This is a genomic window from Pseudomonas sp. Z1-29 (assembly GCF_051131995.1).
In the GTDB taxonomy this organism is placed as follows: domain Bacteria; phylum Pseudomonadota; class Gammaproteobacteria; order Pseudomonadales; family Pseudomonadaceae; genus Aquipseudomonas.
This window is the reverse complement of the sequence record NZ_CP071645.1, coordinates 494,023-517,185: the sequence shown is the minus strand read 5'-3', so window position 1 is coordinate 517,185 and position 23,163 is coordinate 494,023. Positions and strand designations below refer to the sequence as shown.

Below are 23,163 nucleotides of genomic sequence, written 5' to 3'. Positions count from 1 at the left end.
TCCCCGCTGGAGTGCGAAGCACTCCCAGAGCCAGGCAACTCGGAGTGTCAAATCAGATTGAGTCGCTGCTATTGGGGCCGCTTCGCAGCCCAGCGGGGATAAATCCCCTCGCCACAACAGTGTTTACAACTATCGAACGGGGTCAGTTATAGACCCGCCCCACCCCCGCCAACTCCGCCCGCTCCTGCTCAACCCGCACATCCTCGCGCATGGCCTTGTGCAGGCCGAACATGAAGAATACCAGCACCACCGAGAACGGCAGCCCGGCCAGCACGACCATGGTTTGCATGGCTTCGAAGTTACCGGCGAACAGCAGGCCGATGGTCACCAGCGTGATCACCACCGACCAGAAGATCCGCAACCAGTGGGGGGCATCTTCATCGACATTGCCGCCCGTGCACGAGAGATTGGCCATCATCACCGCGCCGGAGTCCGCCGGAGTCAGGAACAGCACAAAACCGACAAAGATCGACACGCCGATCACCACTTTCGACGCCGGGTAATATTCCAACAGCTGATAGATCGACATCGACGGCTGCGTCAGTGCGGTCTTGCCCAGCTCCACCGCACCGTGGTTCATCACCAGATCCAGCGCCGAGTTACCGAAGATCGACAGCCAGGCCAGCGTGAAGCCCAGGGGAATCAGCAGCACACCGGCCACCAGCTCGCGCACGGTGCGGCCACGGGAAATCCGCGCGATGAACATGCCGACAAATGGCGCCCAGGAAATCCACCAGGCCCAGTAGAACAGCGTCCACAGGCCCATCCAGCGGCCCGACTTGGCGTTGTCGTCCGCATACACGTACAGGTCGAACGTCTTGAGCACAACGCCATTGAGGTAGTCACCAATGTTCTGCACGAAGCCGTTGAGCAAGTGCAGCGTGGGCCCGCACAGCAAGACGAAGATCAGCAAACCGCTGAACAGCACGATGTTCAGGTTGGATAGCCGGCGGATGCCGTTCTCCACGCCGGACACGGCGGCGATGGTCGCCACGCTGCTCATCACGATGATCACGATCAGCAGGTTGGTGTTGCTGTGCTCCATGCCGAACAGGTTTTCCAGCCCGGAGGCGACTTGCAGCGAACCGATCCCCAGGTTGGTCACCAGCCCCAGCAACGTCACGAACATGCCGAAGCCATCCACCGCATGACCGGCCGCGCCCTTGACCCAGCGTTCGCCCATCAGCGGATACAAGGCCGAACGCAGCGCCAGCGGCTGGTTGTGCCGGTAGGCGAAATAGGCCACGGCCAGGCCCACAAGGGCGTAGATCGCCCAGCCGTGCAGACCCCAATGCAAAAACGTCAGCTGCACCGCCTGGCGCGCAGCCTGGTTGCTACCGGCGACGCCTTCGGGCGGGTTGAAAAAATGGTCCAGTGGCTCGGATGCGCCAAAGTACAACAGCGAAATGCCGATGCCCGAGGAAAACAGCATCCCGGCCCAGGCGCCATAACTGAAGTCCGGCGTGTCGTCCTTGCTGCCCAGCTTGAGCTTGCCATAGGAAGAAAACGCCAGGCCGACCACAAAGACCAGGTAAGCGGCGATGACCACCATGTAGTACCAGCCGAAGCTGCGCGATAGCCACGCCTGGGCAATGCCGAGCAACCGGCCGGCCTCCTGCGGGGCGATGATCAGGGTGGCCGTCAACAACAGAATCAGCGCGGTGGAGGTGTAGAACACCCAACCGTTGACCGTCACCTTCTGCGGCGGGGTCTTTATTAGCAAGGCAGAACTCATTGCACGGATGCTCCAGGCAGTGCGAGAGAAGGACTAGGCAACGCAATACCCGCCCGATCGATGAGTTGGCAGCCGACCGGCGGGTGTTATAAAGACACCCTGGAAGCCCTTGCCCCCGCGATGCGCGGGTGTGAGGGCCCTTGATGTCCGTTTATTTACGCCGTTTACGCGTAGGAAATTTCGTAAATCGCGACGATTTGTCGCAGAGCTTATTCTTTGTTGATTGAACGTTCAATCAAAACAAAATAGACTGGCCCTCATGAAGGCAGGCGAAGACTCGTCCGCCCGATGGCCTAAGGAGATGTGCAGATGCCCAAGGTCGGTATGCAACCCATCCGCCGCCAGCAGTTGATCGAAGCCACTTTGCAGGCTGTCGACCAAGTCGGAATGGGGGACGCCAGCATTGCGCTGATCGCCCGTTTGGCCGGCGTTTCGAACGGCATCATCAGTCACTACTTTCAGGACAAGAATGGCCTGATCGCGGCCACGGCCCAGTACCTGATGAGTGTCTTGAGCGAGAACGTCACCGCGCGGCGTCAAGCGCTGACGGATCCAAGCCCGCGAGCTCACCTGAAGGTGATCATCGAAGGCAATTTCGACGCCAGCCAGGTCAACGGGCCGGCAATGAAAACCTGGCTGGCCTTCTGGGCCACCAGCATGCATCACCCGTCATTGCACAGGTTGCAGCGGATCAACGATCACCGTCTGTATTCCAACCTGTGTTGCCAGTTCCGCCGCGTCTTGCCCGTTGACCAGGCACGCAGCGCGGCACGGGGCCTGGCCGCTCTGATTGACGGTTTGTGGCTGCGCGGGGCGCTGTCGGGAGACGCGTTCGATACCGCCCAGGCACACCAGATCGCTTACGAATACATGGATTTCCAACTGGCCAAGGCAGGAGCGCCAGAGCACACAGAACCGCTCGACTCCTGAACCGTCACCGCAGCGCGTAGTCAGCTATAAACGACACGCTCGGTGGCCAGCCAACCACTCATGCACTTGCGAGGACTTTATGGCCCGTTTCGAACTGCAAAAACTCTACATCGATGGCGCGTACAGCGATGCCAGCGGCGACGCCACTTTCGAAGCCATCAACCCGGCCAACGGTGAAGTACTCGCCCTGGTGCAGCGCGCGACGTTCGAGGACGTCGAGCGCGCCGTGGTCAGCGCCGAAAAGGGCCAGAAAATCTGGGCCGCGATGACCGCCATGCAGCGCTCGCGCATCCTGCGCCGCGCCGTCGACATCCTGCGCGAACGCAACGATGAACTGGCCGCCTTGGAAACCCTGGACACCGGCAAATCCTTCTCCGAAACCAAATACGTCGACATCGTCACTGGTGCCGACGTGCTGGAATATTACGCCGGCCTGGTGCCCGCCATCGAAGGCGAGCAGGTTCCGCTGCGCAGCACTTCGTTCATCTATACCCGTCGCGAGCCCCTGGGCGTGGTCGCTGGTATCGGCGCGTGGAACTACCCGATCCAGATTGCCTTGTGGAAGTCCGCCCCGGCCCTGGCAGCCGGCAACGCGATGATCTTCAAGCCCAGCGAAGTGACCTCGCTGACCACCCTGAAACTGGCCGAGATCTACACCGAGGCCGGTGTTCCAGCGGGCGTGTTCAACGTGCTGACCGGCAGTGGCCGGGAAGTCGGCACCTGGCTGACCGAGCACCCGCGCATCGAGAAAATCTCCTTCACCGGCGGCACCGACACCGGCAAGAAAGTCATGGCCAGCGCTTCGAGTTCTTCGCTCAAGGACGTGACCATGGAGCTGGGCGGTAAGTCGCCGCTGATCATCTTCGACGACGCCGACCTGGATCGCGCCGCCGACACCGCGATGATGGCCAACTTCTACAGCTCCGGCCAGGTCTGCACCAACGGCACCCGCGTGTTCGTGCCGAGCCATCTGAAGGCAGCGTTCGAAGCCAAGATCGCCGAACGCGTGGCGCGCATCCGCATCGGCAATCCGGAAGACGAAAACACCAACTTCGGCCCGCTGGTGAGCTTCGCCCACATGGAAAGCGTGCTGGGCTACATCGAGAAGGGCAAGGCCGAGGGCGCGCGCCTGTTGTGTGGCGGCGGTCGCCTGACCGAGGGCGATCTGGCCAAGGGCGCATTCGTCGCACCGACCGTATTCACCGATTGCACCGATGACATGACCATCGTGCGTGAAGAAATCTTCGGCCCGGTGATGAGCATCCTCACCTACGACACCGAAGAAGAAGTGATCCGCCGCGCCAACGATACTGACTTCGGCCTGGCCGCCGGCGTCGTGACCCGCGACCTGAACCGCGCCCACCGCGTGATCCATCAGCTCGAAGCAGGCATCTGCTGGATCAACGCCTGGGGCGAATCGGCGGCGGAAATGCCGGTCGGTGGCTACAAGCAATCGGGCGTGGGCCGCGAGAACGGCATCAGCTCGCTGACCAACTACACGCGCATCAAATCGGTACAGGTCGAAATGGGCGATTACACGTCGGTGTTCTAAACCTGCGTCGCCTCTGCGGCCGCCATCGCGAGCAAGCTCGCTCCCACAGGAGTTCCCATTCCAATGTGGGAGCGAGCTTGCTCGCGATCGAGTGCGAAGCACTCGCCAGGCCTGAACCCAATTCAAAAGAGGGTGCATTTCATGTCCCAAGAATTCGATTACATCATCATCGGTGCCGGCTCGGCCGGTAACACCCTGGCCACCCGCCTGACCGAAGACGAAGGCGTCACCGTGCTGCTGCTCGAAGCCGGCGGCCCGGACTATCGCCTGGACTTCCGCACGCAAATGCCCGCCGCCCTGGCGTTCCCGCTGCAAGGCCGGCGCTACAACTGGGCCTACGAAACCGACCCGGAGCCGCACATGAACGGCCGCCGCATGGAGTGCGGTCGCGGCAAGGGCCTGGGCGGATCTTCGCTGATCAACGGCATGTGCTACATCCGCGGCAACGCTCTGGACTATGACAACTGGGCCAAGCTGCCAGGCCTGGAAGACTGGACCTACCTCGACTGCCTGCCGTATTTCCGTAAAGCCGAAACCCGCGACATCGGCCCGAACGACTACCACGGCAGCGACGGTCCGGTCAGCGTGACCACGCCCAAGCCCGGCAACAACCCGCTGTTCCACGCCATGGTCGAAGCCGGCGTGCAAGCCGGTTATCCACGTACCGAAGACCTCAACGGCTACCAGCAGGAAGGCTTCGGTCCGATGGATCGCACCGTGACGCCCAATGGCCGTCGCGCCAGTACCGCGCGCGGTTACCTGGACATCGCCAAGAAGCGCTCCACCCTGACCATCGTCACCCATGCCCTGACCGACAAGATCCTGTTCGAAGGCAAGCGTGCGGTCGGCGTGCGTTACCTGGTGGGCGCCGCCGAAGAGCGCGTCGAGGCCCGAGCCCGCAAGGAAGTGCTGCTGTGCTCCGGCGCCATCGCTTCGCCGCAGATCCTGCAACGCTCCGGCGTCGGTCCGGCAAAACTGCTCGAAAGCCTCGACATCCCGGTGGTCCACGACCTGCCGGGCGTTGGTGAAAACCTCCAGGACCACCTGGAGCTGTACCTGCAATACGCTTGCACCCAGCCGGTTTCGCTGTACCCGTCGCTGCTCTGGTACAACCAGCCGGCCATTGGTGCCGAGTGGTTGTTCAACGGCACCGGCATCGGCGCCAGCAACCAGTTCGAGGCCGGCGGTTTCATCCGCACCCGCCCGGACTTCGAGTGGCCGAACATCCAGTACCACTTCCTGCCGGTGGCGATCAATTACAACGGCAGCAATGGCGTGAAGGAACACGGCTTCCAGGCGCACATGGGCTCCATGCGTTCGCCGAGCCGTGGCCGTATCCAGGCCAAGTCCAAGGACCCGCGCCAGCACCCGAGCATCCTCTTCAACTACATGGCCACCGAACAGGACTGGCAAGAATTTCGCGATGGCATCCGCCTGACGCGCGAGATCATGCAACAGCCGGCGCTCGACCCGTTCCGCGGCCGCGAGATCAGCCCGGGCATCGAAGTGCAAACCGACGAGCAACTGGACCAGTTCATCCGCGAGCACGCCGAAACCGCGTTCCACCCGTCCTGCTCGTGCAAGATGGGCACCGACGACATGGCGGTGGTCGATGACGAAGGCCGTGTGCATGGCATGCAAGGCCTGCGGGTAGTCGATGCCTCGATCATGCCGATCATCACCACCGGCAACCTGAACGCGCCGACGATCATGATGGCCGAGAAAATCGCCGACAGGATCCGCGGTCGCAAGCCCCTGCCGCGCAGTACCGCGCCGTACTACGTGGCCGGTGATGCGCCGGTGCGCGGCAAATCATTGCGTGAAGTGGCGACGGCTGCACAGTAAGACTCATAACCGCGGCGCGGCCTTCGCGAGCAGGCTCGCTCCCACACCGGTTCCAAGGCGGACACAGGTTTTGTATCCACAACGATCCCACTGTGGGAGCGAGCCTGCTCGCGAAGAGGCCAGCACATCCAGCATCTGGCTGGCTGACACACCGTCATCGCGAGCAAGCTCGCTCCCACAGGAGCCCGGCGGTTGACGCAGGTTTTATGCCCACTGAAGATCCCAATGTGGGAGCGAGCTTGCTCCGGGCGGCGATCCGACGATGGCGTCCGACCTGCCAACGCAAATATCCATCTGCCTTGATCCCTCCCCCACCCCAGGCCTACTCTAGAGCCGCCCGCGTCAACGCGCCGCACCTCGCTGCATCGTCACTCCAGACAAGGAGGTTTCATGTTCGATTTCCATCCCCAGCTCAAGCAGCGGTTTGCTGCATTGCGCACGGGCGCTGAATTCTTTTCCCTGCGTTACGTCCGAGAGTCCGGTCAGCACCTGTCGGTGCGCAAGAATGTCGCCGAGCCGCCCAGCCTGAGCCGCGACGAAGGTGCGATGCTCACCGTGCGGGTCAATGGCGTCGAAGCCTATGCGGCCACCAACGATTTGTCCCAGGCCGGCCTGCAAGCGGCGCTCGAACGCGCCGAGCAACAGGCCCGCCGGCTCAAGCCCCACGCTTTGCTCGACTTGCGCGAGCAGCCGGTCTCCAGCGACCGCGCCGATTATTTCTCACCGCATTTCGACCAGGCGTTCCCTCCACTGAGCGATTGTTACCAACTGCTCGGCGACGAATCGGCAGCGGTGCCGACGGACGAGCGCCTGGTGAACTGGCAGGCCAGCATCGGCCTGACCCAGGTCGAGCAGATCTACCTCAACAGCGCCGGTGCCGAACTGCGCCAGGCCCAGCGCTTCATCTACCCGGCCCTGGACGTCACCGCCTTCGACGGGCACGACAGCCAGACGCGCACCCTGGGCCGCGAGAACTTCGGTCAGCAGGGCGGCTTCGATGTGATCAACCGCTGCGGCCTGATCGGTGCCGGGCCGAAGATCGCCGACCAGGCCCTGCAATTGCTGATGGCGCCAAACACCCCGCAAGGCCCATGCGACCTGTTGCTGATGCCAGACCAGATGATGCTGCAGATCCACGAATCCATCGGTCACCCGCTGGAACTGGACCGCATCCTCGGCGACGAGCGCAATTACGCCGGCACCAGTTTCGTCAAGACCAGCGATTTCGGACACCTGCAATACGGCTCCAACCTGCTGAACGTGACGTTCGACCCGGACATCCCGGAAGAACTGGCCAGCTACAGCCATGACGACGACGGCAGCGCTGCCAGCAAACAGTTCCTGATCCGCGAAGGCTTGCTGTTGCGCCCCCTGGGCGGTGCGCTGTCGCAGTTCCGCGCCGGCCTCGACGGGGTCGCCAACAGCCGCGCCTGCAGTTGGAATCGTCCGCCCATCGACCGCATGGCAAACCTGAACATCGAGCCCGGCGACCAACCCCTGGAGCAACTGATCCAAGGCATCGAGCACGGCGTGCTGATGCGCACCAACCGCTCCTGGTCCATCGATGACGCCCGTAACAAATTCCAGTTTGGCTGCGAATGGGGCCAGTTGATCGAAGACGGCGAGCTCAAGGGCGTGGTGAAAAATCCGAACTACCGGGGCATTTCCGCGCAGTTCTGGAAAAGCTTGAGGGCCGTGGGCGACGCCAGCACTTCCCAGGTCCTCGGCACGCCGAACTGTGGCAAGGGTGAACCGAACCAGGTCATCCGCGTCGGCCATGCTTCGCCGGCCTGCGTGTTCAGCAACGTTGACGTATTTGGGGGAGATGCCTGATGAGCACCGTCACTAATGAGGCCGGGGCGTTCAAGGCGTTGGTCGATTGGCTGCGCGATGCCTTGCGTGAGCCCGAACAGTTCACCCTCGGCTATGCCGCCGAGTCTTCGGCTTTCGTGCGCTACAACCACGGCAAGGTTCGCCAGGCCGGGCAGGTCCAACAGGCCAATATCAACCTCAAACTGATCAACGACGGCCGCCATGCCGACTTGCAGATCACCTTGTCCGGCGACACCCAGACCGATCTGCAACGCCTGAGCGAAGGGTTGCAACAGTTGCGCGAGACGTTGCCGTTGCTGCCCGCCGATCCCTACCTGCTGCTCAACCACAACCACTGGCAGAGCAACAATGTGCAGGATCACCCATTGCCCGAGACGGAGCAGGCGGTCGGCGAAATCACCCGCGCCGCAGAAGGCCTGGACCTGGTGGGGTTCTATGCAGCCGGGCCGATCAGCCGGGGCTTCGCCAGTTCCTCGGGTGCCTTCGGCTGGCATCAGGCCAACAGTTTCAATTTCGACTTCAGCTTGTTCCATGAGAACGGCCAGGCCGTTAAGGCCAGCTATGCAGGCCACGCCTGGAGCAGCGAAGGGTTCGCCCAACGTTTCGAGCAGGCACGCGAACAACTGCAATTTCTCGGCCGACCGCTGCGCACGCTGCCGCCCGGGGAATACCGCGCCTACCTGGCGCCAGCCGCGCTGGAAGAAATCATGGGCATGCTCAGTTGGGGCGGGTTCTCGGCCCGTGCAATCGCCAGCAAGCAAAGCCCGCTGCAGAAGTTCTACGCCGGCGAAGCCCACTTCAGCCCCAACGTGTGGTTGACGGAGCAGGTCAGCGGCTCCCTGAGCCCGGCATTTTCCGACGAAGGTTATCCTCGCGATGACCTCGGGCTGATTGCCAAGGGCACGGCCAACGCACGGCTGGTCAACTCCCGCAGCGCCGCCGAATACGGTCTTACCGCCAACGGCGCCAGCAGCTATGAATACCCTACCGCGCTGGAAATGAAAGAGGGTCATCTGGCGCTAAGGCACGTTCTCGAAGAACTCGGCACCGGCTTGTACATCAGCAACCTCTGGTACCTGAACTACTCGGACCAACCGGCGGCGCGCCTGACCGGCATGACCCGTTTCGCCACGTTCTGGGTCGAGGATGGCCAGATCCAGGCACCGGTGAGCACCATGCGTTTCGACGACAGCGTCTACAGCCTGCTCGGCTCGCAACTCGAAGGCCTGACGCGGGAGCGGGAACTTCTGCTTTCGGCCAGTACCTACAGCCAGCGGGCCACGGCTTCGATGCTGCTGCCGGGGGCGTTGGTGAAGAGGCTCACGCTGACGCTATAACTCGCAGATCCCGTGGCGAGGGAGCTTGCTCCCGCTCGGCTGCGAAGCAGTCGCAACCCAGGCGGCGCGATATTTCAGGCACACCGTGTTCACCGGCTTGGGGGTGCTCCGCACCCCAGCGGGAGCAAGCTCCCTCGCCACAAAAGCGTTTTCGCCACAGGAAATTGTTCACTTTTCACACAAGAGGTCCCATGCCCAACCGCGCCCCGCTCGACGCCGTCACCGCCCGCTGGCTTCCGTGGGTCGTGGCAATCGCTTTCTTCATGCAGTCCCTGGACGGGACCATCCTCAACACTGCCCTGCCTGCCATGGCCAGCGACCTGGCGGAGAACCCGCTGCGCATGCAAGGCGTGATCATCGCCTACATGCTCACGGTGGCCCTGCTGATCCCGGCCTCGGGCTGGATCGCCGACCGCTTTGGCACCAAAAAGATTTTCTTCGGCGCGATCCTGCTGTTCAGCTTCGGCTCGTTGCTGTGCGCGTTGTCCAATTCGTTGAGCATGCTGATCGGCGCCCGGGTCGTCCAGGGCCTGGGTGGCGCGCTGATGCTGCCGGTGGGCAGGCTGGTAGTTCTACGGGCGTACCCGCGTTCGGAGCTGGTGCGGATCATGGGTTTCATCACCATCCCCGGCCTGCTCGGCCCGCTGATCGGCCCGACCATGGGTGGCTGGATGGTCGAGTACCTGACGTGGCACTGGATTTTCATCATCAACCTGCCGGTGGGGGTAATCGGCTGCTATGCCGTCTGGAAATTCATTCCGGACCTGCGCGGCAGCGAGCGCACGCGGTTCGATGGGCTGGGGTTCCTGCTGTTTGGCGCGGCGATGGTGTTGATCACCATCGCCATGGAAGGCCTGGGTGAACTGCATCTTCCGCACCTGCGCGTGATGTTGCTGCTGTTCGGCGGCATGGCCTGCCTCGCGGCCTATTGGTTGCGGGCCGGGCACGTCGAGAATGCGCTGTTCCCGCCGTCGCTGTTCAAGACCCGGACCTTTGCCGTGGGCATCCTCGGCAACCTGTTCGCGCGCCTGGGCAGCGGCGCGTTGCCGTTCCTGGTGCCGTTGCTGCTGCAAGTGGCGCTGGGCTATTCGCCTTCCCAGGCGGGCATGAGCATGCTGCCCCTGGCGGCGGCGGCGATGGTCGCCAAATCGGTCGCCCGGCCGTTGATCGAACGCTTCGGCTATCGCATCGTCCTTACCGCCAATACCCTGGCCCTGGGCGTGATGCTGGCGAGCATGGGCCTGGTCACCGAACACACGCCGTACTGGCTGCTGCTGGCGCATCTGGCGGTGCTGGGGGCGATCAATTCGCTGCAATTCACCGCGATGAACACCGTGACCCTGATCGACCTGGACGACGCCAGCGCCAGCAGCGGCAACAGCTTGCTGTCGGTGGTCGCGCAACTGTCCCTGAGCCTCGGCGTGGCCTGCGCCGGCGCCCTCCTCGGCGGCTTTACCGCCCAGGTCGGCAATGATGGCGTGGACACGGTGCTGGGCGCGTTCCAGTTGACCTTCGTGACCGTGGGCATCATGGCGATGCTGGCGGCGACGATTTTCTCCCAGCTGTCCAAGCAGGACGGACGGCGGGTGAAGCGGCCGGATGAGCATATCGAGCATTAGACCCAACTGAAGTCGGTAGCTTTTGTGGCGAGGGGATTTATCCCCGCTGGGTTGCGCAGCAACCCAAAAAAGGCTGAATGCAATCTGCCTGATCCACCGAGGTGATCATTCAAAGGGCTGCTTCGCAACCCAGCGGGGATAAATCCCCTCGCCACAGGTTCTGCGGTTTGGCCTCCACAGCTCGTCCAGAACTTTCGAAGAAAGTGGCACGAGGCTGCTACACTGCGCGACATTTTGTTTTGCAGGCCAGTCCCGTGACCACCATTGCCACCGCTTTTAATACTTTGCCGCTGTCCGCCGCCATGCTGGCTAACCTCGAATCACTCGGTTATGCCCAGATGACGCCGATCCAGGCGCAAAGCTTGCCGGTGATCCTCAAGGGCATGGACCTGATCGCCCAGGCCAAGACCGGCAGCGGCAAGACCGCGGCCTTCGGCATCGGCCTGCTGAACCCGATCAACCCGCGCTTCTTTGGCTGTCAGGCCCTGGTGATGTGCCCGACCCGTGAGCTGGCCGACCAGGTCGCCAAGGAAATCCGCCGGCTGGCCCGCGCCGAAGACAACATCAAGGTCCTGACCCTGTGCGGCGGCGTGTCCTTCGGCCCGCAGATCGCCTCCCTCGAACACGGTGCCCACATCATCGTCGGCACGCCGGGACGCATCCAGCAGCACCTGCGCAAGGGTTCGCTGGTGCTCGACGGCCTCAACACGCTGATCCTCGACGAAGCCGACCGCATGCTCGACATGGGCTTCTATGACGCCATCGAAGACATCATCCAGCAGACCCCGGAACGCCGCCAGACGCTGCTGTTTTCGGCCACCTACCCGGTGGGCATCAAGCAACTGTCGTCGAAGTTCATGCGCAATCCGCAGCAGGTCAAGGCCGAGGCGCTGCACTCCGACGCCCAGATCGAGCAGCGCTTCTACGAGATCTCTCCCGAGGAGCGCATGGACGCGGTGGTCAAGGTGCTGGCGCATTTCCGCCCGGCCTCCTGCGTGGCGTTCTGCTTCACCAAGCAGCAGGTCCAGGAAACCGTCGATCACCTGACGTCCAAGGGCATCTCCGCCGTCGGCCTGCACGGTGACCTGGAGCAGCGCGACCGCGACCAGGTCCTGGCGATGTTCGCCAACCGCAGCACCTCGGTATTGGTCGCCACCGACGTGGCGGCCCGTGGCCTGGATATCGATGCGCTGGACATGGTGATCAACGTCGAGCTGGCCCGGGACTCGGAGATTCATATCCACCGCGTCGGCCGCACCGGGCGCGCCGGGGAGAAAGGCATCGCTATCAGCCTGGTGGCGCCGTCCGAAGCCCATCGCGCCCAGGCCATCGAGCAACTGCAGAAGTCGCCGTTGAGCTGGGACCAGTTGGACAACCTCAAGCCCCAGGGCGGCGGTCCGCTGCTGCCGGCCATGAGCACCCTATGCATCGGTGCCGGACGCAAGGACAAGGTGCGCCCCGGCGACATCCTCGGCGCCCTGACCGGCGAGGCCGGCATCCCTGGCGCGCAGGTGGGCAAGATCGCGATTTTCGATTTCCAGGCCTATGTGGCAGTGGAGCGCGGGATCGCCAAACAGGCCTTGCAGCGCCTGAACGATGGCAAGATCAAGGGACGCTCGTTGCGGGTGCGGATCCTGTAAACGGTCGTCGCCCCAACAAAGATCAAACTGTGGGAGCGAGCTTGCTCGCGATGGCGCCAGTTCTGTCATATGGATGTTGACTGGACTACCGTTATCGCGAGCAAGCTCGCTCCCACATTCCAGTATGTGGAAAGCTGAGAGGACACCGTTTTGCGCTCTACCGAAGTCGTGATCATTGGCGCTGGCGCCGCGGGGTTGATGTGCGCGCTGACCGCCGCCGGGCGCGGGCGGCAGGTGATGTTGCTGGACCACGCCAACAAGGCCGGCAAGAAAATCCTCATGTCGGGCGGTGGACGCTGCAACTTCACCAACATGTACACCGAACCGGGCAACTTCCTCTCGCAGAACCCGCACTTCTGCAAGTCGGCCCTGGCCCGCTATACCCAATGGGATTTCATCGCGTTGGTGGCCAAGCACGGCGTGCCCTATCACGAGAAAAAACTCGGCCAGTTGTTCTGCGATAACAAATCCAGCGACATCCTCGGCCTGCTGCTGGACGAGTGTGACCAGGCCGGCGTCGACCTGCACCTGGACACCTCGATCGAGCAGATCGAGAAGACCGCCGACGGCTACCAGCTGCAAACCACCCTCGGGCCCCTCGCTTGCCAATCCCTGGTGATCGCCACGGGCGGGCTGTCGATCCCGACCCTGGGCGCGACTGGCTTCGGCTATCAGGTGGCCAGGCAATTCGGCCACCAGCTGCTGCCGACCCGGGCAGGGCTGGTGCCGTTCACCATCACCGATCAGTTGAAGAGCCTGTGCACCGAACTGTCGGGCACGTCAGTGGACTGTCTGGTGAGCTGCAACGAGCAGAGTTTTCGCGAGAACATCCTGTTCACCCATCGCGGCTTGAGCGGCCCGGCGATCTTGCAGATCTCGTCGTTCTGGGAGCCGGGCGACACGGTGCAGATCAACCTGCTGCCCGACCACGACGTGCCGCAGTGGCTGCAACAGCAACAGGCCGAACGCCCGAACAGCGAACTCAAGACCCTGCTGGGCGAGTTGTTCACCAAGAAAATGGCCAACCTGCTGGCCGACACCTGGTTCGTCTCCAAGCCGATGAAGCAATACACTCACGCGGAACTCGCGGACATCGCCGAGAAGCTGGCGAGCTGGAACGTCGTCCCCGCCGGCACCGAAGGCTACCGCACCGCCGAAGTGACCCTGGGCGGCGTCGACACCCGGGAAGTTTCTTCCAAGACCATGGAGTCGCTGAAGAGCCCGGGGCTGTATTTCATTGGCGAAGTGCTCGACGTCACCGGTCACCTGGGCGGCTTCAACTTCCAATGGGCGTGGGCTTCGGGGTATGCGGCGGCGCAGTACGTCTGATACCACCCTGGGTCGAGCCCGCTTTTGTGGCGAGGGAGCTTGCTCCCGCTCGACTGCGCAGCAGTCGCAAAACAGCCATCGCACTCGGTCTGAATTAATGCAACGCTTGGGGAAGGGGCCGCTTCGCAGCCCAGCGGGAGCAAGCTCCCTCGCCACAGGGGGTGTTCTTTGCATGCCGGAACACTTTTTGCTGCCGGATGTGATCGTCGCCATTGCATCGGCGTCATTACTGCCTCAATTTAGCGTCATTGCCCGTCAGGCCCGTGCACTTCATGTCATCGACCTCGTTCAGCCAGTCTCTGCGTCGCCTTTGGGCGTTGGATAAATTCAGCTATAGCGTGCGGGTGTTTATTGCCCTGACCGGCAGCATGGTGCTGTGTTGGTACCTGGATAAGATGGCGCTGCTGATTCCGCTGTTCCTCGGCATCATCGCCAGCGCATTGGCCGAGACCGACGACAGCTGGCAAGGCCGTCTCAACGCGCTGGCCGTGACGCTGGTGTGCTTCAGCATCGCCGCGCTGTCGGTGGAGTTGCTGTTTCCCTATCCCGTCCTGTTCATCGTCGCCCTGGCCCTGGCGGCCTTCGGCCTGACCATGCTCGGTGCCCTGGGCGAGCGCTATGGCGCGATTGCCTCGGCTACCCTGATTCTTTCGGTCTACACCATGATCGGCGTGGACCAGCGCGGCGGTGCGATCACGGACTTCTGGCATGAGCCGGTGTTGCTGGTAGCTGGCGCCGCCTGGTATGGCCTGCTCTCGGTGTTGTGGCACGCGCTGTTTTCCAACCAGCCGGTGCAGCAGAGCCTGGCGCGCCTGTTCCGCGAACTGGGGCGCTACCTGAAACTCAAGTCATCGCTGCTGGAGCCGATCCGTCAGCTGGATATCGAGGCCCGACGCCTGGAGCTGGCCCAGCAGAATGGCCGGGTGGTGGCCGCGCTCAACAGCGCGAAGGAAATCATCCTGCACCGCGTCGGCAATGGCCGGCCGGGCTCGAAAGTCAGCCGCTACCTGAAGCTGTACTTCCTTGCCCAGGACATCCATGAACGCGCCAGCTCCTCGCACTATCCCTATAACGCCCTGGCCGAGGCGTTCTTTCACAGCGACGTACTGTTCCGCTGCCAGCGCCTGCTGCGCCAGCAAGGCAAGGCTTGCCTGGCACTGGCCGAGTCCATCCAGTTGCGCCAGCCGTTCGTCTACGACGACAGCTTCGCCGAAGCCCTGAACGATTTGCATGCTTCCCTGGAGCACCTGCGCATCCAGAGCAACCCGGCCTGGCGCGGCCTGTTGCGCTCGCTGCGGGCGTTGTCGGTCAACCTCGGCACCATGGACCGCCTGCTCAGCGACGCGAGCAACCCCGACGCCCTCGCCGACGCCACTGACAGCAGCCTGCTGGACCGCTCGCCACGCAACCTCAAGGACGTCTGGGTCCGCCTGCGCACGCAGCTCACGCCGACGTCGCTGCTGTTCCGTCATGCCCTGCGCCTGCCCCTGGCGCTGAGCGTGGGCTACGCGATGGTGCACCTGATCCACCCCTCCCAGGGCTACTGGATCATCCTCACCACACTGTTCGTCTGCCAGCCCAACTACGGCGCCACGCGGCGCAAGCTCGGCCAACGGATCATCGGCACCGCCATCGGCCTGACGGTGGCCTGGGCGCTGTTCGACCTGTTTCCCAATCCGCTGGTGCAGTCGTGCTTCGCCATTGCCGCCGGGGTGGTGTTCTTTACCAACCGCACCACCCGCTACACCCTGGCGACTGCCGCGATCACCGTCATGGTGCTGTTCTGCTTCAATCAGGTCGGCGACGGCTACGGGCTGCTGCTGCCACGGCTGTTCGATACCTTGCTCGGCAGCCTGATCGCCGGGCTGGCGGTGTTCCTGTTCCTGCCAGACTGGCAGGGCCGGCGACTGAACAAGGTGCTGGCCAACACGCTGACCTGCAACAGCATCTACCTGCGCCAGATCATGCAGCAATACGCCGCGGGCAAAAGCGACGACCTGGCCTATCGCCTGGCCCGGCGCAACGCCCATAACGCCGACGCGGCGCTGTCCACGACGCTGGCGAACATGCTGATGGAGCCGGGCCATTTCCGTAAGGAGGCCGACGTAGGGTTCCGCTTCCTGGTGCTGTCCCACACCCTGCTCAGTTACTTGTCGGGGCTCGGGGCCCACCGGGGCACCGAACTGCCGACTGAGGTGCGCGAGCAGCTGATCGACGGCGCCGGAGCAAGGCTGGCGACCAGCATCGATGAAATCGCCCAGGGCCTGGCGAGCAAACAGCCGATCGCGATCCAGAGCGACGACGAAGAAGCCCTCGCCAGCGAGCTTGAGCTGATGCCCGATGAAATCGACGAAGGCCAGCGGCTGGTGCAGACGCAACTGGCGTTGATCTGCCGGCAGTTGGGGCCGTTGCGGACGCTGGCGGCGCACCTGATCAAGGACACCAGTGAGGCTTGAGTGCTGTGGTGACTATGCCATCGTCTTCGCGAGCAGGCTCGCTCCCACAGGGGCAGGCATTTTCAGTGTGGGAGCGAGCCTGCTCGCGAAGGGGCCATCAGCCGCACAGCAGATTCACATCCCATGCGCCTTCAATAACTTCTGATAACTCCCATCCGCCTTCATCGCCGCAATCTCCCGATCAAACCCGGCGACGATCTGCTCATGCTCGGGATTCTTCAGGCTGACCAGGATATGCAGGCTGTTTTCACTCAACGGCTTGGGTAGAAATTCCACGGCATTGCGCACCTTGGCAGATTCGCGGGCCAGGTAATAACGGGCGACGTATTCGTCTTCCAGCGTCAGCTTCACCCGGTCGGCGGCGAGCATGCGCACGGCCATCGCAAAATTATGCACAGGGATTTTCTGCATCTTCTCGTCCTCATCGAACGCCTTGGAATAGGCGTAGCCACGAACCACGGCGATGGGATAGGCATACAACTGCTGCAGGTTGTCGAAGTCGATGGGCGAGTCCTTGCGCTTGATAAACCGCACGCGGTTGAGCAGGTACTCGGCCGAGAACTGGCCCACATGGGTGCGTTCCTCGGCGTACCAGGCATTGATCAGCACGTCATACCGCCCTTCGCTGATCCCCAGCATCGCCCGGGCCCAGGGCACCTGCTCGAAATCACTGGCATAACCGGCGCGCGCCAGGGCGGTGGTGACAATATCGGTCGCAAGGCCGCCATTGACCAGCGTCGAGTCGGTAAAGGGTGGCCAGGCATCGGCGACCAGACGCAGTTTCTGCGCACAGGCGTTGTGGCTCAGCAACAGCAACCCGACCAAAGCAAGAGCTCGATGCAATCGCGGCATGCCTGACTTCCTTGACGGGTTCAAAGCCCGGTTTGTTTTTAGCCGAAACCCAAGGGACTCCCCAAGGCATCCGGGTCCTGACGTTAGCTCATCGAAACCGCTGCGCAGCGCTGGATTGAAGATTACATAAAGAAGGCAGTATCGCGACAAATCGATGATGGCATTTTGGTCTTTATCACAGATTTTTCGACCGATTGAAAAGAGACTTCCGACGCAAGGACGCCTAATATCGGCAGCAGGTTCTCTGGGAAATTCAAAAAATGGATATCGACTGGGTCTGCAAACATCACACTGACCTGAGCAAGGAACAGCTATACGCCATCCTGAAACTGCGCGCCGAGGTCTTCGTCGTCGAACAGAACTGTGCCTACCCGGACGTCGACGGACTGGACCTGGAAGGCGACACCTGCCATCTGATGGCTTGGCAGGACAACCACCTGGTCGCTTACCTTCGTTTGCTCGATCCGCATTCGCGAAACAGCGATGTGGTGATCGGCCGCGTGGTCATCGCCACCGAGGCGCGAGGGCAAGGGCTGGGGCATACACTGATGGAACAAGCCTTGAAGCAGGCCGAAAAGCACTGGCCCGGCGTGTCGATCTCATTGTCGGCCCAGGCGCATCTGCAGGGGTATTACGGGCGATACGGGTTTGAAGTGGTGGGCGTGGAATATCTCGAGGATGGGATTCCGCACATCGGGATGCATCGGCCCTGAGGTCCTCTCCGCGAGCAGGCTCGCTACCACAGAGGCCTGTTGTGGACATAAGATTTGTGTACCACCCAGGCCCCCTGTGGGAGCGAGCCTGCTCGCGGAGGCATCAGTCCAGTCGCGGACGCTTCAGGGATAACCGAGCACCGCCTTGATCCCCTGCAGATTCTGCTCGATCCACTTGCAATCAATCGCCCCCCAATCGCGAATCCGATACCGCCCGGCATGGTTGCGCGCGCCCTCCTGCTGCTCGAATTCACAGAGGATGTCCAGGTCCGCCAGCGCCACGACGGTATCCTGGGCGGTGCGCCGAGGCATGCCGGTAACTTCGGTGAGCGCGGGAATGTTGCTGGCCAGGCCGCTGTCGATCAGGTAAGCCACGTACAGTCGACGATAGAAGCTACTCTTGGTCTTGCTGACGTCCATTCGCTCATCCCTTGTCTTGTTGCAGGTCCCGCCAGGTCAGGTACACCCGCAGGTCGAATTCCAGCTGGTGATAGCCCGGCAGCATGTGCTCGCACAGCTGGTAGAAAGCCTTGTTGTGGTCCGATTCCTTGAAGTGGGCCAACTCGTGCACCACGATCATTTCCAGAAACTGGGGCGCTGCGTCCTTGAACAAAGAAGCAATGCGGATTTCTTTCTTGGCCTTGAGCTTGCCGCCCTGTACCCGTGACACCGCCGTATGCAGCCCAAGCGCGCGATGGGTCAGGTCAAGGCGGTTGTCGAACAGCACCTTGTCGATGGCCGGCGCGTTACGCAGGTAGCGCTGCTTGAGATCCAGCGCATAGCCGTACAACGCCTTGTCGCTCTGGATCGGATGGCGGCCGGGATAACGTTGTTGCAGGTAATCGCCCAGTCGATCCTCGGCAATCAGTTGCTGCACCTGGGCTTGCAGCGCGGCGGGGTACGCCTGGAGGTATTTGAGCACGGTCATCGGACGGCAACACAGTCACTGGAGGCCGCCAGTGTAGCGAATTCAGGCCGGCACCGCGCTCCAGTCGAATGGTCGCGCGAAGGCATCTGTGTCCTCGGCCATCAAGGGCCGCGCCACGAGGAAGCCTTGCACATATTCACAGCCATGGGCCTTGAGCCAGTGATACTGCTGCGGCGTCTCGACCCCCTCGGCGATCACCCGCAAGCCCAATTGCTTGCACAGGTCGATCACCGAGGCGGCCAGCGCAGCGTCCCTGGGCGAGTCCGGCAAGCGGGCGATCAAGTGCCGATCAAGCTTGAGCGTATCGAGTTCGAGATCACGCAGATGCGCCAGCGAGCAAGGCCCCGAACCGAAGTCGTCCAGCGCCACCCGCACGCCCAGGTGGCGCAGCAGGCGCAATTGCTTATGAGTTTCGTCGGGGTTGCGCATCAGCGCGTCTTCGGTGATCTCGACCTCCAACTGCCGTGGCTTCAACGCATGGCGATCCAGGACCTGGCGCAACTCGGTCACCAGGTTGGGCATGCCGAACTGGGTACTGCTCAGGCTCACGCCCAACACCAGATCGTCGGGAAACATCCGCTCCCATACTTTGCGCTGGGACGCACTGCGATGGTAAATCCAGCTGCCCAGCCGACTGATCAACCGAGCTTCCTCCAGCAACGGCAGGAACAAGCCCGGCGGTACGTCCCCGACGCTGGGATGCTGCCAGCGCAGCAGCGCCTCGAACCCTCGGGTCCGTCCGTCGAGGATGCTGACCTGTGGTTGATAGACCATATTGAAGTCGCGGTTTTCGATGGCCGAACGTACGCTTTCCTCAAGCATCAGCCGTGAACGGGCTCGGCCGTTCATTTCGTGATCGTAGAAACGATACTGCTGGCGGCCGGCGCGCTTGGCCTCGTACATGGCGATGTCGGACGCGCGAAGCAACCCGTCGAGGTTGGAGCCGCAGTCCGGGTACGTGGCGATGCCGATACTGGCGCCCAGCGCCACGTCCATGCCTTCGATCTGCTGGCAGACCGAGACGCGCTCGATGAGTTTCTCGGCAATCTTTGCCGCCTGCTCGGGCACCTCAAGATCCAGCAGCGCCGTGAACTCATCGCCGCCGAGCCGCGCGAGGATATCGAACGGGCGCAGGCAGGCCTTCAACTGTTCCGACACCCAGCGCAACACCCGGTCGCCGGCATCGTGGCCCAGCGAGTCATTGACCCGTTTGAAGCCATCGAGGTCCAGGTACAACAGCACCCAGTTGCTTTCCAGCCGTTCGCTGCGCATCAGCAGGTTTTCGGCGGTCTGATAGAACCCCCTGCGGTTGAGCAAACCGGTCAGGGGATCAGTGACGGCCTGGAACTCCAGCTGCTGGTGCAGATGACGAACCACCGACATGTCCTGAAGCGTCACCACCATGGCCTTTTGTTCAGAAGGCAGGGGGGCACAGGACAAGGCCACCGACACTTGCTGGCCGGGCGCGGTGCGCAGCACGGCGTCGTGCAAGCGCCAGGTTTCGCCACGTCGATAGGCGGCATGGATATCCGAATCGATCCACTCGGGAATATGGGGTTTCTGCAGGAAATCCAGGAAGGGCATCCCTTGCAATCGGTCCGCAGTGGCGTTGAGCAAGCGGCACGTCGAAGGGTTGGCAAAACGGATGAAACCGCCTTCATCCACCACCAGGATGCCTTCGGCGGCGTTATCCAGCACCGAGGCATTAAAGGCCCTGGCTGCCTCCAGGTCCTGGCTCAAACGCTGCAAGGCCCGGCGATTGCGCTGGTGCTCGAGCAACGCGTGGACCTTGGGCTTGAGAATCTGCGGGTCGAATGGCTTGAACAGGTAATCCACCGCGCCGCTGGCGTAACCCTTGATCACCGCGTCCTGGGACTGCTCGTTGGCGGTCAGGAAGATGATCGGCGTGAGCCGCGTGCGCTGGCTGCCACGCATCAGACGCGCTACTTCGAAGCCATCCATGTCCGGCATCTGCACATCCAGCAGCACCAGGTCGATGTCATGTTCGAGTAGCAGGTTGAGGGCCTCGACACCCGAGGACGCGGTCATGACCTGCCAATCCTGACGCTGCAACAACGCTCGCATGCTGAGCAGGTTTTCAGGGTAGTCATCAACAATCAAAAGGACGGAGCTGTCTTCGCCAAACGGGGGTTGCGCGCATTCCATGCTGCTTCTCTTATCGGGACGCCATGTCCGTCCTACGTGGGAAAACGGACAACATACAGTGATCTCACTCTAGACCGGGATTTTGAAAAGCAGTAGGTGTCATGACGCCATCATCCAGACAAAGCCCGAAATAGCCGACTAACGGTCACCCTGCTCAGGCACAGAAACTGCAATGACCCCCACGACGAACAATTGACGTCAAACATTCGCCGAGCGGTCAACAACAAAAGCCCCACCCAGCGTTTCGAGACGCTCAAAAGGGCGGTTCAAAGCCTCCCGACACGGCGTACACCCTTTTACATCCCGATACGCAGGACACACGACATGATCGATCTCGCAACCTGGAACCTGAGCATTCCTGAAGGCGCACCACCGGCGACCATCCAGACTTCGCAACTGGTACAAGGCTTCAAGAACCAGTATTTCAACTCGGAAACCGGCACCGTGTTTTTCTGGGTCCCCGTCACGGGCGCCACGACGGCCAACGCCATTTACCCTCGCAGCGAGCTGCGCGAAACCAACAGCGACGGCACGTTGCGCAATTGGTTGTACCCGGCTGCGGATAACAAGCTGGCCGCCACGTTGACCGTCGGCCAGGTGCCCAGCACCGGCAAGCTGGTGATTGGCCAGATCCATACCAAGGACAGCACCAGCCCCATGGTGAAGCTGGAATACCAGTACAAAACCTACAGCTCCACCGGCAACATCGTCGCCAAGGTGCGCATGCGTCCCGACGACGCCACGGGCCAGGTCATCACCATCGCCACCGGCATCAAGCTCAACCAGCCGTTCTCGTACCTGATCCACCTCAACCGTGCAGGCCTCTTGACCATCAACGGCGCCGGCTATCAGTGGAGTGCCACCGTCAGCAACACCTGGAGCACCAAACCGTTGTACTTCAAGGCAGGCGTCTACGTGCAGGACAACGCTGGTTACGCCACCGAAGGCGCAAAAGCCACGTTCAGCCTGCTGGATATCGATCACAACCTCTAAGGTTTCCCCCCGAGCAGCAGCATGGATCGCTGCCTGCCCGCCGCCGACTCGCTCCCCTTCGATCAACGTGGCGATGGCACCGCCAAAAAGCCATCGTTCAATAAAATTTTGACGCTACCGACCAACGGTCAATTATCTGCGGCACAAAATCGCCAATCCCTACTCTGACGGACTGCTGACGCCAAACCTCCGCCGTACGAACGTGCCAAATGTTTGTCCGCATTCCTGCCGGCGTCCGCAGAAAGCGCGTCTTAGAGCCTCCGGCTGTGGCGTAAATCATTTCTTCTTCTCAGAAAGGATCCGAACATGGTCGATCTAGCAACCTGGAACCTGAGCATCCCCGAAGGCAGCCCGCCGAAAACCATCGAAACCCCTCGACTGGTGGATGGATTCAGGGACAAGTACTTCAACTCCGAAGGCAGCACGGTGTATTTCTGGTCGCCGGTGACCGGCACCAAGACCGAAAACGCGATCTACCCACGCAGCGAACTACGTGAGACCTACCGAGACGGCACCCTGCGCAACTGGCTTTACCCAGAGGCCGATAATCAATTGCGCGCAACGCTGGTGGTCAATCAGGTTCCCAGCAGCGGCAAAATCGTGATTGGTCAGATCCATGCCAAGGACAGCAACAAACCGATGGTGAAGCTGGAATACCAATTCAAGGACGCCACCAACACCGGCAACATCGTCGCCAAGGTGCGCATGCGCCCCGATGACAGCAAAAGCCGGGTCATCACGGTAGCGACAGGCGTGAAGCTTGACCGGGCCTTTTCTTATCGGATCCACCTGGATCGCACCGGCGACCTGGGCATCACCGCCGCCGGTAATAGCTGGTACACCACGGTCGGCGCCGCCTGGCGGGTCAAGCCGTTGTATTTCAAGGCCGGGGTGTATGTGCAGGACAACAGTGGCTATACCAGCGAAGGTGGCAAGGTGACGTTCAGCAAATTGGACATCGATCACAACACCTGAAATTTCACGTCCTAAAAACTCGTAGGAAACATCCCCTTTTGGTGAGGGGATTTGTTCCCGCCGGGCTGTGAAGTAGCCCCCTCTTTTGTCAGACGCACCGTATGCAGCGGTTTTGCGGCGGCTGCGCCCCCGAGCGGGAGCAAGCTCCCTCACCACGGGGGCCGGTGCGTCCTACAGGTCGATTTTGGCCTGGAAAATCTACTCTATAGTTTGGTTGGTCTGCTGGCTTTGGTCAGTGGCAGGGGTTTCGCAGCCCTGGT

Annotated in this window: 18 protein-coding genes; 13 read left to right on the top strand and 5 right to left on the bottom strand. The window is 62.0% G+C overall.

From position 1 onward, the window contains the following. Window positions 1-142: 142 nt before the first annotated feature. On the bottom strand, window positions 143-1,678 hold the full coding sequence (locus tag J3P84_RS02485; RefSeq protein WP_434631138.1) for a BCCT family transporter: 1,536 nt from the start codon (window positions 1,676-1,678) through the stop codon (window positions 143-145). 366 nt (window positions 1,679-2,044) lie between these two features. Between J3P84_RS02485 and betI the strand changes: the two genes are divergently transcribed. From betI to yccS, 9 genes are all read left to right on the top strand, one after another. Next, window positions 2,045-2,665 carry a transcriptional regulator BetI gene (gene betI, locus J3P84_RS02480; protein WP_305498277.1) on the top strand — a complete coding sequence of 207 codons (621 nt, stop codon included), beginning with the start codon at window positions 2,045-2,047 and terminating at the stop codon, window positions 2,663-2,665. Between the two features lie 79 nt (window positions 2,666-2,744). Then, window positions 2,745-4,217 carry a betaine-aldehyde dehydrogenase gene (gene betB / locus J3P84_RS02475; RefSeq protein ID WP_434627506.1) on the top strand — a complete coding sequence of 491 codons (1,473 nt, stop codon included), beginning with the start codon at window positions 2,745-2,747 and terminating at the stop codon, window positions 4,215-4,217. A 141-nt stretch (window positions 4,218-4,358) separates the two neighbouring features. Beyond that, window positions 4,359-6,062: a choline dehydrogenase gene (gene betA / locus J3P84_RS02470; RefSeq protein WP_434627503.1), complete on the top strand. Its 1,704-nt coding sequence runs from the start codon at window positions 4,359-4,361 to the stop codon at window positions 6,060-6,062. Window positions 6,063-6,452: 390 nt separating this feature from the next. Beyond that, complete coding sequence (locus tag J3P84_RS02465; protein ID WP_434627500.1) at window positions 6,453-7,895, top strand: TldD/PmbA family protein; 1,443 nt, start codon at window positions 6,453-6,455, stop codon at window positions 7,893-7,895. Then, window positions 7,895-9,232 carry a TldD/PmbA family protein gene (locus J3P84_RS02460; protein WP_434627497.1) on the top strand — a complete coding sequence of 446 codons (1,338 nt, stop codon included), beginning with the start codon at window positions 7,895-7,897 and terminating at the stop codon, window positions 9,230-9,232. Before J3P84_RS02465 ends, J3P84_RS02460 begins: the two co-directional genes overlap by 1 nt. Window positions 9,233-9,423: 191 nt before the next feature. Further along, the gene (gene mdtD / locus J3P84_RS02455) at window positions 9,424-10,851 is read left to right on the top strand and encodes a multidrug transporter subunit MdtD (protein ID WP_434627494.1); all 1,428 of its coding nucleotides are present in this window, start codon (window positions 9,424-9,426) and stop codon (window positions 10,849-10,851) included. 302 nt (window positions 10,852-11,153) lie between these two features. Beyond that, a complete protein-coding gene (gene dbpA, locus J3P84_RS02450) occupies window positions 11,154-12,491 on the top strand; it encodes an ATP-dependent RNA helicase DbpA (protein ID WP_305501161.1) in 1,338 nt (445 codons plus the stop codon). 150 nt (window positions 12,492-12,641) lie between these two features. Then, window positions 12,642-13,820: an NAD(P)/FAD-dependent oxidoreductase gene (locus J3P84_RS02445; RefSeq protein ID WP_434627491.1), complete on the top strand. Its 1,179-nt coding sequence runs from the start codon at window positions 12,642-12,644 to the stop codon at window positions 13,818-13,820. 272 nt (window positions 13,821-14,092) lie between these two features. Continuing rightward, a complete protein-coding gene (yccS, locus tag J3P84_RS02440; protein ID WP_434627488.1) occupies window positions 14,093-16,276 on the top strand; it encodes a YccS family putative transporter in 2,184 nt (727 codons plus the stop codon). 114 nt (window positions 16,277-16,390) lie between these two features. Here the strand turns inward: yccS and J3P84_RS02435 are convergent, their stop codons facing one another. Further along, window positions 16,391-17,128 carry a substrate-binding periplasmic protein gene (locus J3P84_RS02435; RefSeq protein WP_434571263.1) on the bottom strand — a complete coding sequence of 246 codons (738 nt, stop codon included), beginning with the start codon at window positions 17,126-17,128 and terminating at the stop codon, window positions 16,391-16,393. Between the two features lie 260 nt (window positions 17,129-17,388). On the opposite strand from J3P84_RS02435, the gene J3P84_RS02430 reads away from it, so the two are divergent. Beyond that, window positions 17,389-17,841 carry a GNAT family N-acetyltransferase gene (locus tag J3P84_RS02430; RefSeq protein WP_434627485.1) on the top strand — a complete coding sequence of 151 codons (453 nt, stop codon included), beginning with the start codon at window positions 17,389-17,391 and terminating at the stop codon, window positions 17,839-17,841. 123 nt (window positions 17,842-17,964) lie between these two features. Here J3P84_RS02430 and J3P84_RS02425 read toward each other — a convergent pair whose 3' ends face one another. The 3 genes from J3P84_RS02425 to J3P84_RS02415 are packed head-to-tail and all read right to left on the bottom strand — an operon-like array spanning window position 17,965 to window position 20,935. Further along, the gene (locus J3P84_RS02425) at window positions 17,965-18,261 is read right to left on the bottom strand and encodes a winged helix-turn-helix domain-containing protein (protein ID WP_434627482.1); all 297 of its coding nucleotides are present in this window, start codon (window positions 18,259-18,261) and stop codon (window positions 17,965-17,967) included. Between the two features lie 4 nt (window positions 18,262-18,265). Next, window positions 18,266-18,769 carry a M48 metallopeptidase family protein gene (locus tag J3P84_RS02420; protein ID WP_434571257.1) on the bottom strand — a complete coding sequence of 168 codons (504 nt, stop codon included), beginning with the start codon at window positions 18,767-18,769 and terminating at the stop codon, window positions 18,266-18,268. Between the two features lie 42 nt (window positions 18,770-18,811). After that, on the bottom strand, window positions 18,812-20,935 hold the full coding sequence (locus tag J3P84_RS02415) for a putative bifunctional diguanylate cyclase/phosphodiesterase (RefSeq protein ID WP_434571255.1): 2,124 nt from the start codon (window positions 20,933-20,935) through the stop codon (window positions 18,812-18,814). 324 nt (window positions 20,936-21,259) lie between these two features. Between J3P84_RS02415 and J3P84_RS02410 the strand changes: the two genes are divergently transcribed. The 3 genes from J3P84_RS02410 to J3P84_RS02400 all read left to right on the top strand — a co-directional run bounded on the left by J3P84_RS02410 (window position 21,260) and on the right by J3P84_RS02400 (window position 22,903). Then, window positions 21,260-21,928: a polysaccharide lyase family 7 protein gene (locus J3P84_RS02410; RefSeq protein WP_305498252.1), complete on the top strand. Its 669-nt coding sequence runs from the start codon at window positions 21,260-21,262 to the stop codon at window positions 21,926-21,928. 21 nt (window positions 21,929-21,949) lie between these two features. Further along, the gene (locus J3P84_RS02405; RefSeq protein WP_434627477.1) at window positions 21,950-22,096 is read left to right on the top strand and encodes a hypothetical protein; all 147 of its coding nucleotides are present in this window, start codon (window positions 21,950-21,952) and stop codon (window positions 22,094-22,096) included. A 138-nt stretch (window positions 22,097-22,234) separates the two neighbouring features. After that, window positions 22,235-22,903, top strand: coding sequence for a polysaccharide lyase family 7 protein (locus tag J3P84_RS02400; protein ID WP_305498250.1), 669 nt, complete (start codon window positions 22,235-22,237; stop codon window positions 22,901-22,903). Window positions 22,904-23,163: the final 260 nt, after the last annotated feature.

Coding starts and splice junctions, on each gene's coding strand:
- betI (WP_305498277.1), top strand. CDS start 2,045: ATGCCCAAGGTCGGTATGCAACCCATCCGCCGCCAGCAGTTGATCGAA.
- betB (WP_434627506.1), top strand. CDS start 2,745: ATGGCCCGTTTCGAACTGCAAAAACTCTACATCGATGGCGCGTACAGC.
- betA (WP_434627503.1), top strand. CDS start 4,359: ATGTCCCAAGAATTCGATTACATCATCATCGGTGCCGGCTCGGCCGGT.
- J3P84_RS02465 (WP_434627500.1), top strand. CDS start 6,453: ATGTTCGATTTCCATCCCCAGCTCAAGCAGCGGTTTGCTGCATTGCGC.
- J3P84_RS02460 (WP_434627497.1), top strand. CDS start 7,895: ATGAGCACCGTCACTAATGAGGCCGGGGCGTTCAAGGCGTTGGTCGAT.
- mdtD (WP_434627494.1), top strand. CDS start 9,424: ATGCCCAACCGCGCCCCGCTCGACGCCGTCACCGCCCGCTGGCTTCCG.
- dbpA (WP_305501161.1), top strand. CDS start 11,154: ATGCTGGCTAACCTCGAATCACTCGGTTATGCCCAGATGACGCCGATC.
- yccS (WP_434627488.1), top strand. CDS start 14,093: ATGTCATCGACCTCGTTCAGCCAGTCTCTGCGTCGCCTTTGGGCGTTG.
- J3P84_RS02435 (WP_434571263.1), bottom strand. CDS start 17,128: ATGCCGCGATTGCATCGAGCTCTTGCTTTGGTCGGGTTGCTGTTGCTG.
- J3P84_RS02430 (WP_434627485.1), top strand. CDS start 17,389: ATGGATATCGACTGGGTCTGCAAACATCACACTGACCTGAGCAAGGAA.
- J3P84_RS02425 (WP_434627482.1), bottom strand. CDS start 18,261: ATGGACGTCAGCAAGACCAAGAGTAGCTTCTATCGTCGACTGTACGTG.
- J3P84_RS02420 (WP_434571257.1), bottom strand. CDS start 18,769: ATGACCGTGCTCAAATACCTCCAGGCGTACCCCGCCGCGCTGCAAGCC.
- J3P84_RS02415 (WP_434571255.1), bottom strand. CDS start 20,935: ATGGAATGCGCGCAACCCCCGTTTGGCGAAGACAGCTCCGTCCTTTTG.
- J3P84_RS02410 (WP_305498252.1), top strand. CDS start 21,260: ATGATCGATCTCGCAACCTGGAACCTGAGCATTCCTGAAGGCGCACCA.
- J3P84_RS02405 (WP_434627477.1), top strand. CDS start 21,950: ATGGATCGCTGCCTGCCCGCCGCCGACTCGCTCCCCTTCGATCAACGT.
- J3P84_RS02400 (WP_305498250.1), top strand. CDS start 22,235: ATGGTCGATCTAGCAACCTGGAACCTGAGCATCCCCGAAGGCAGCCCG.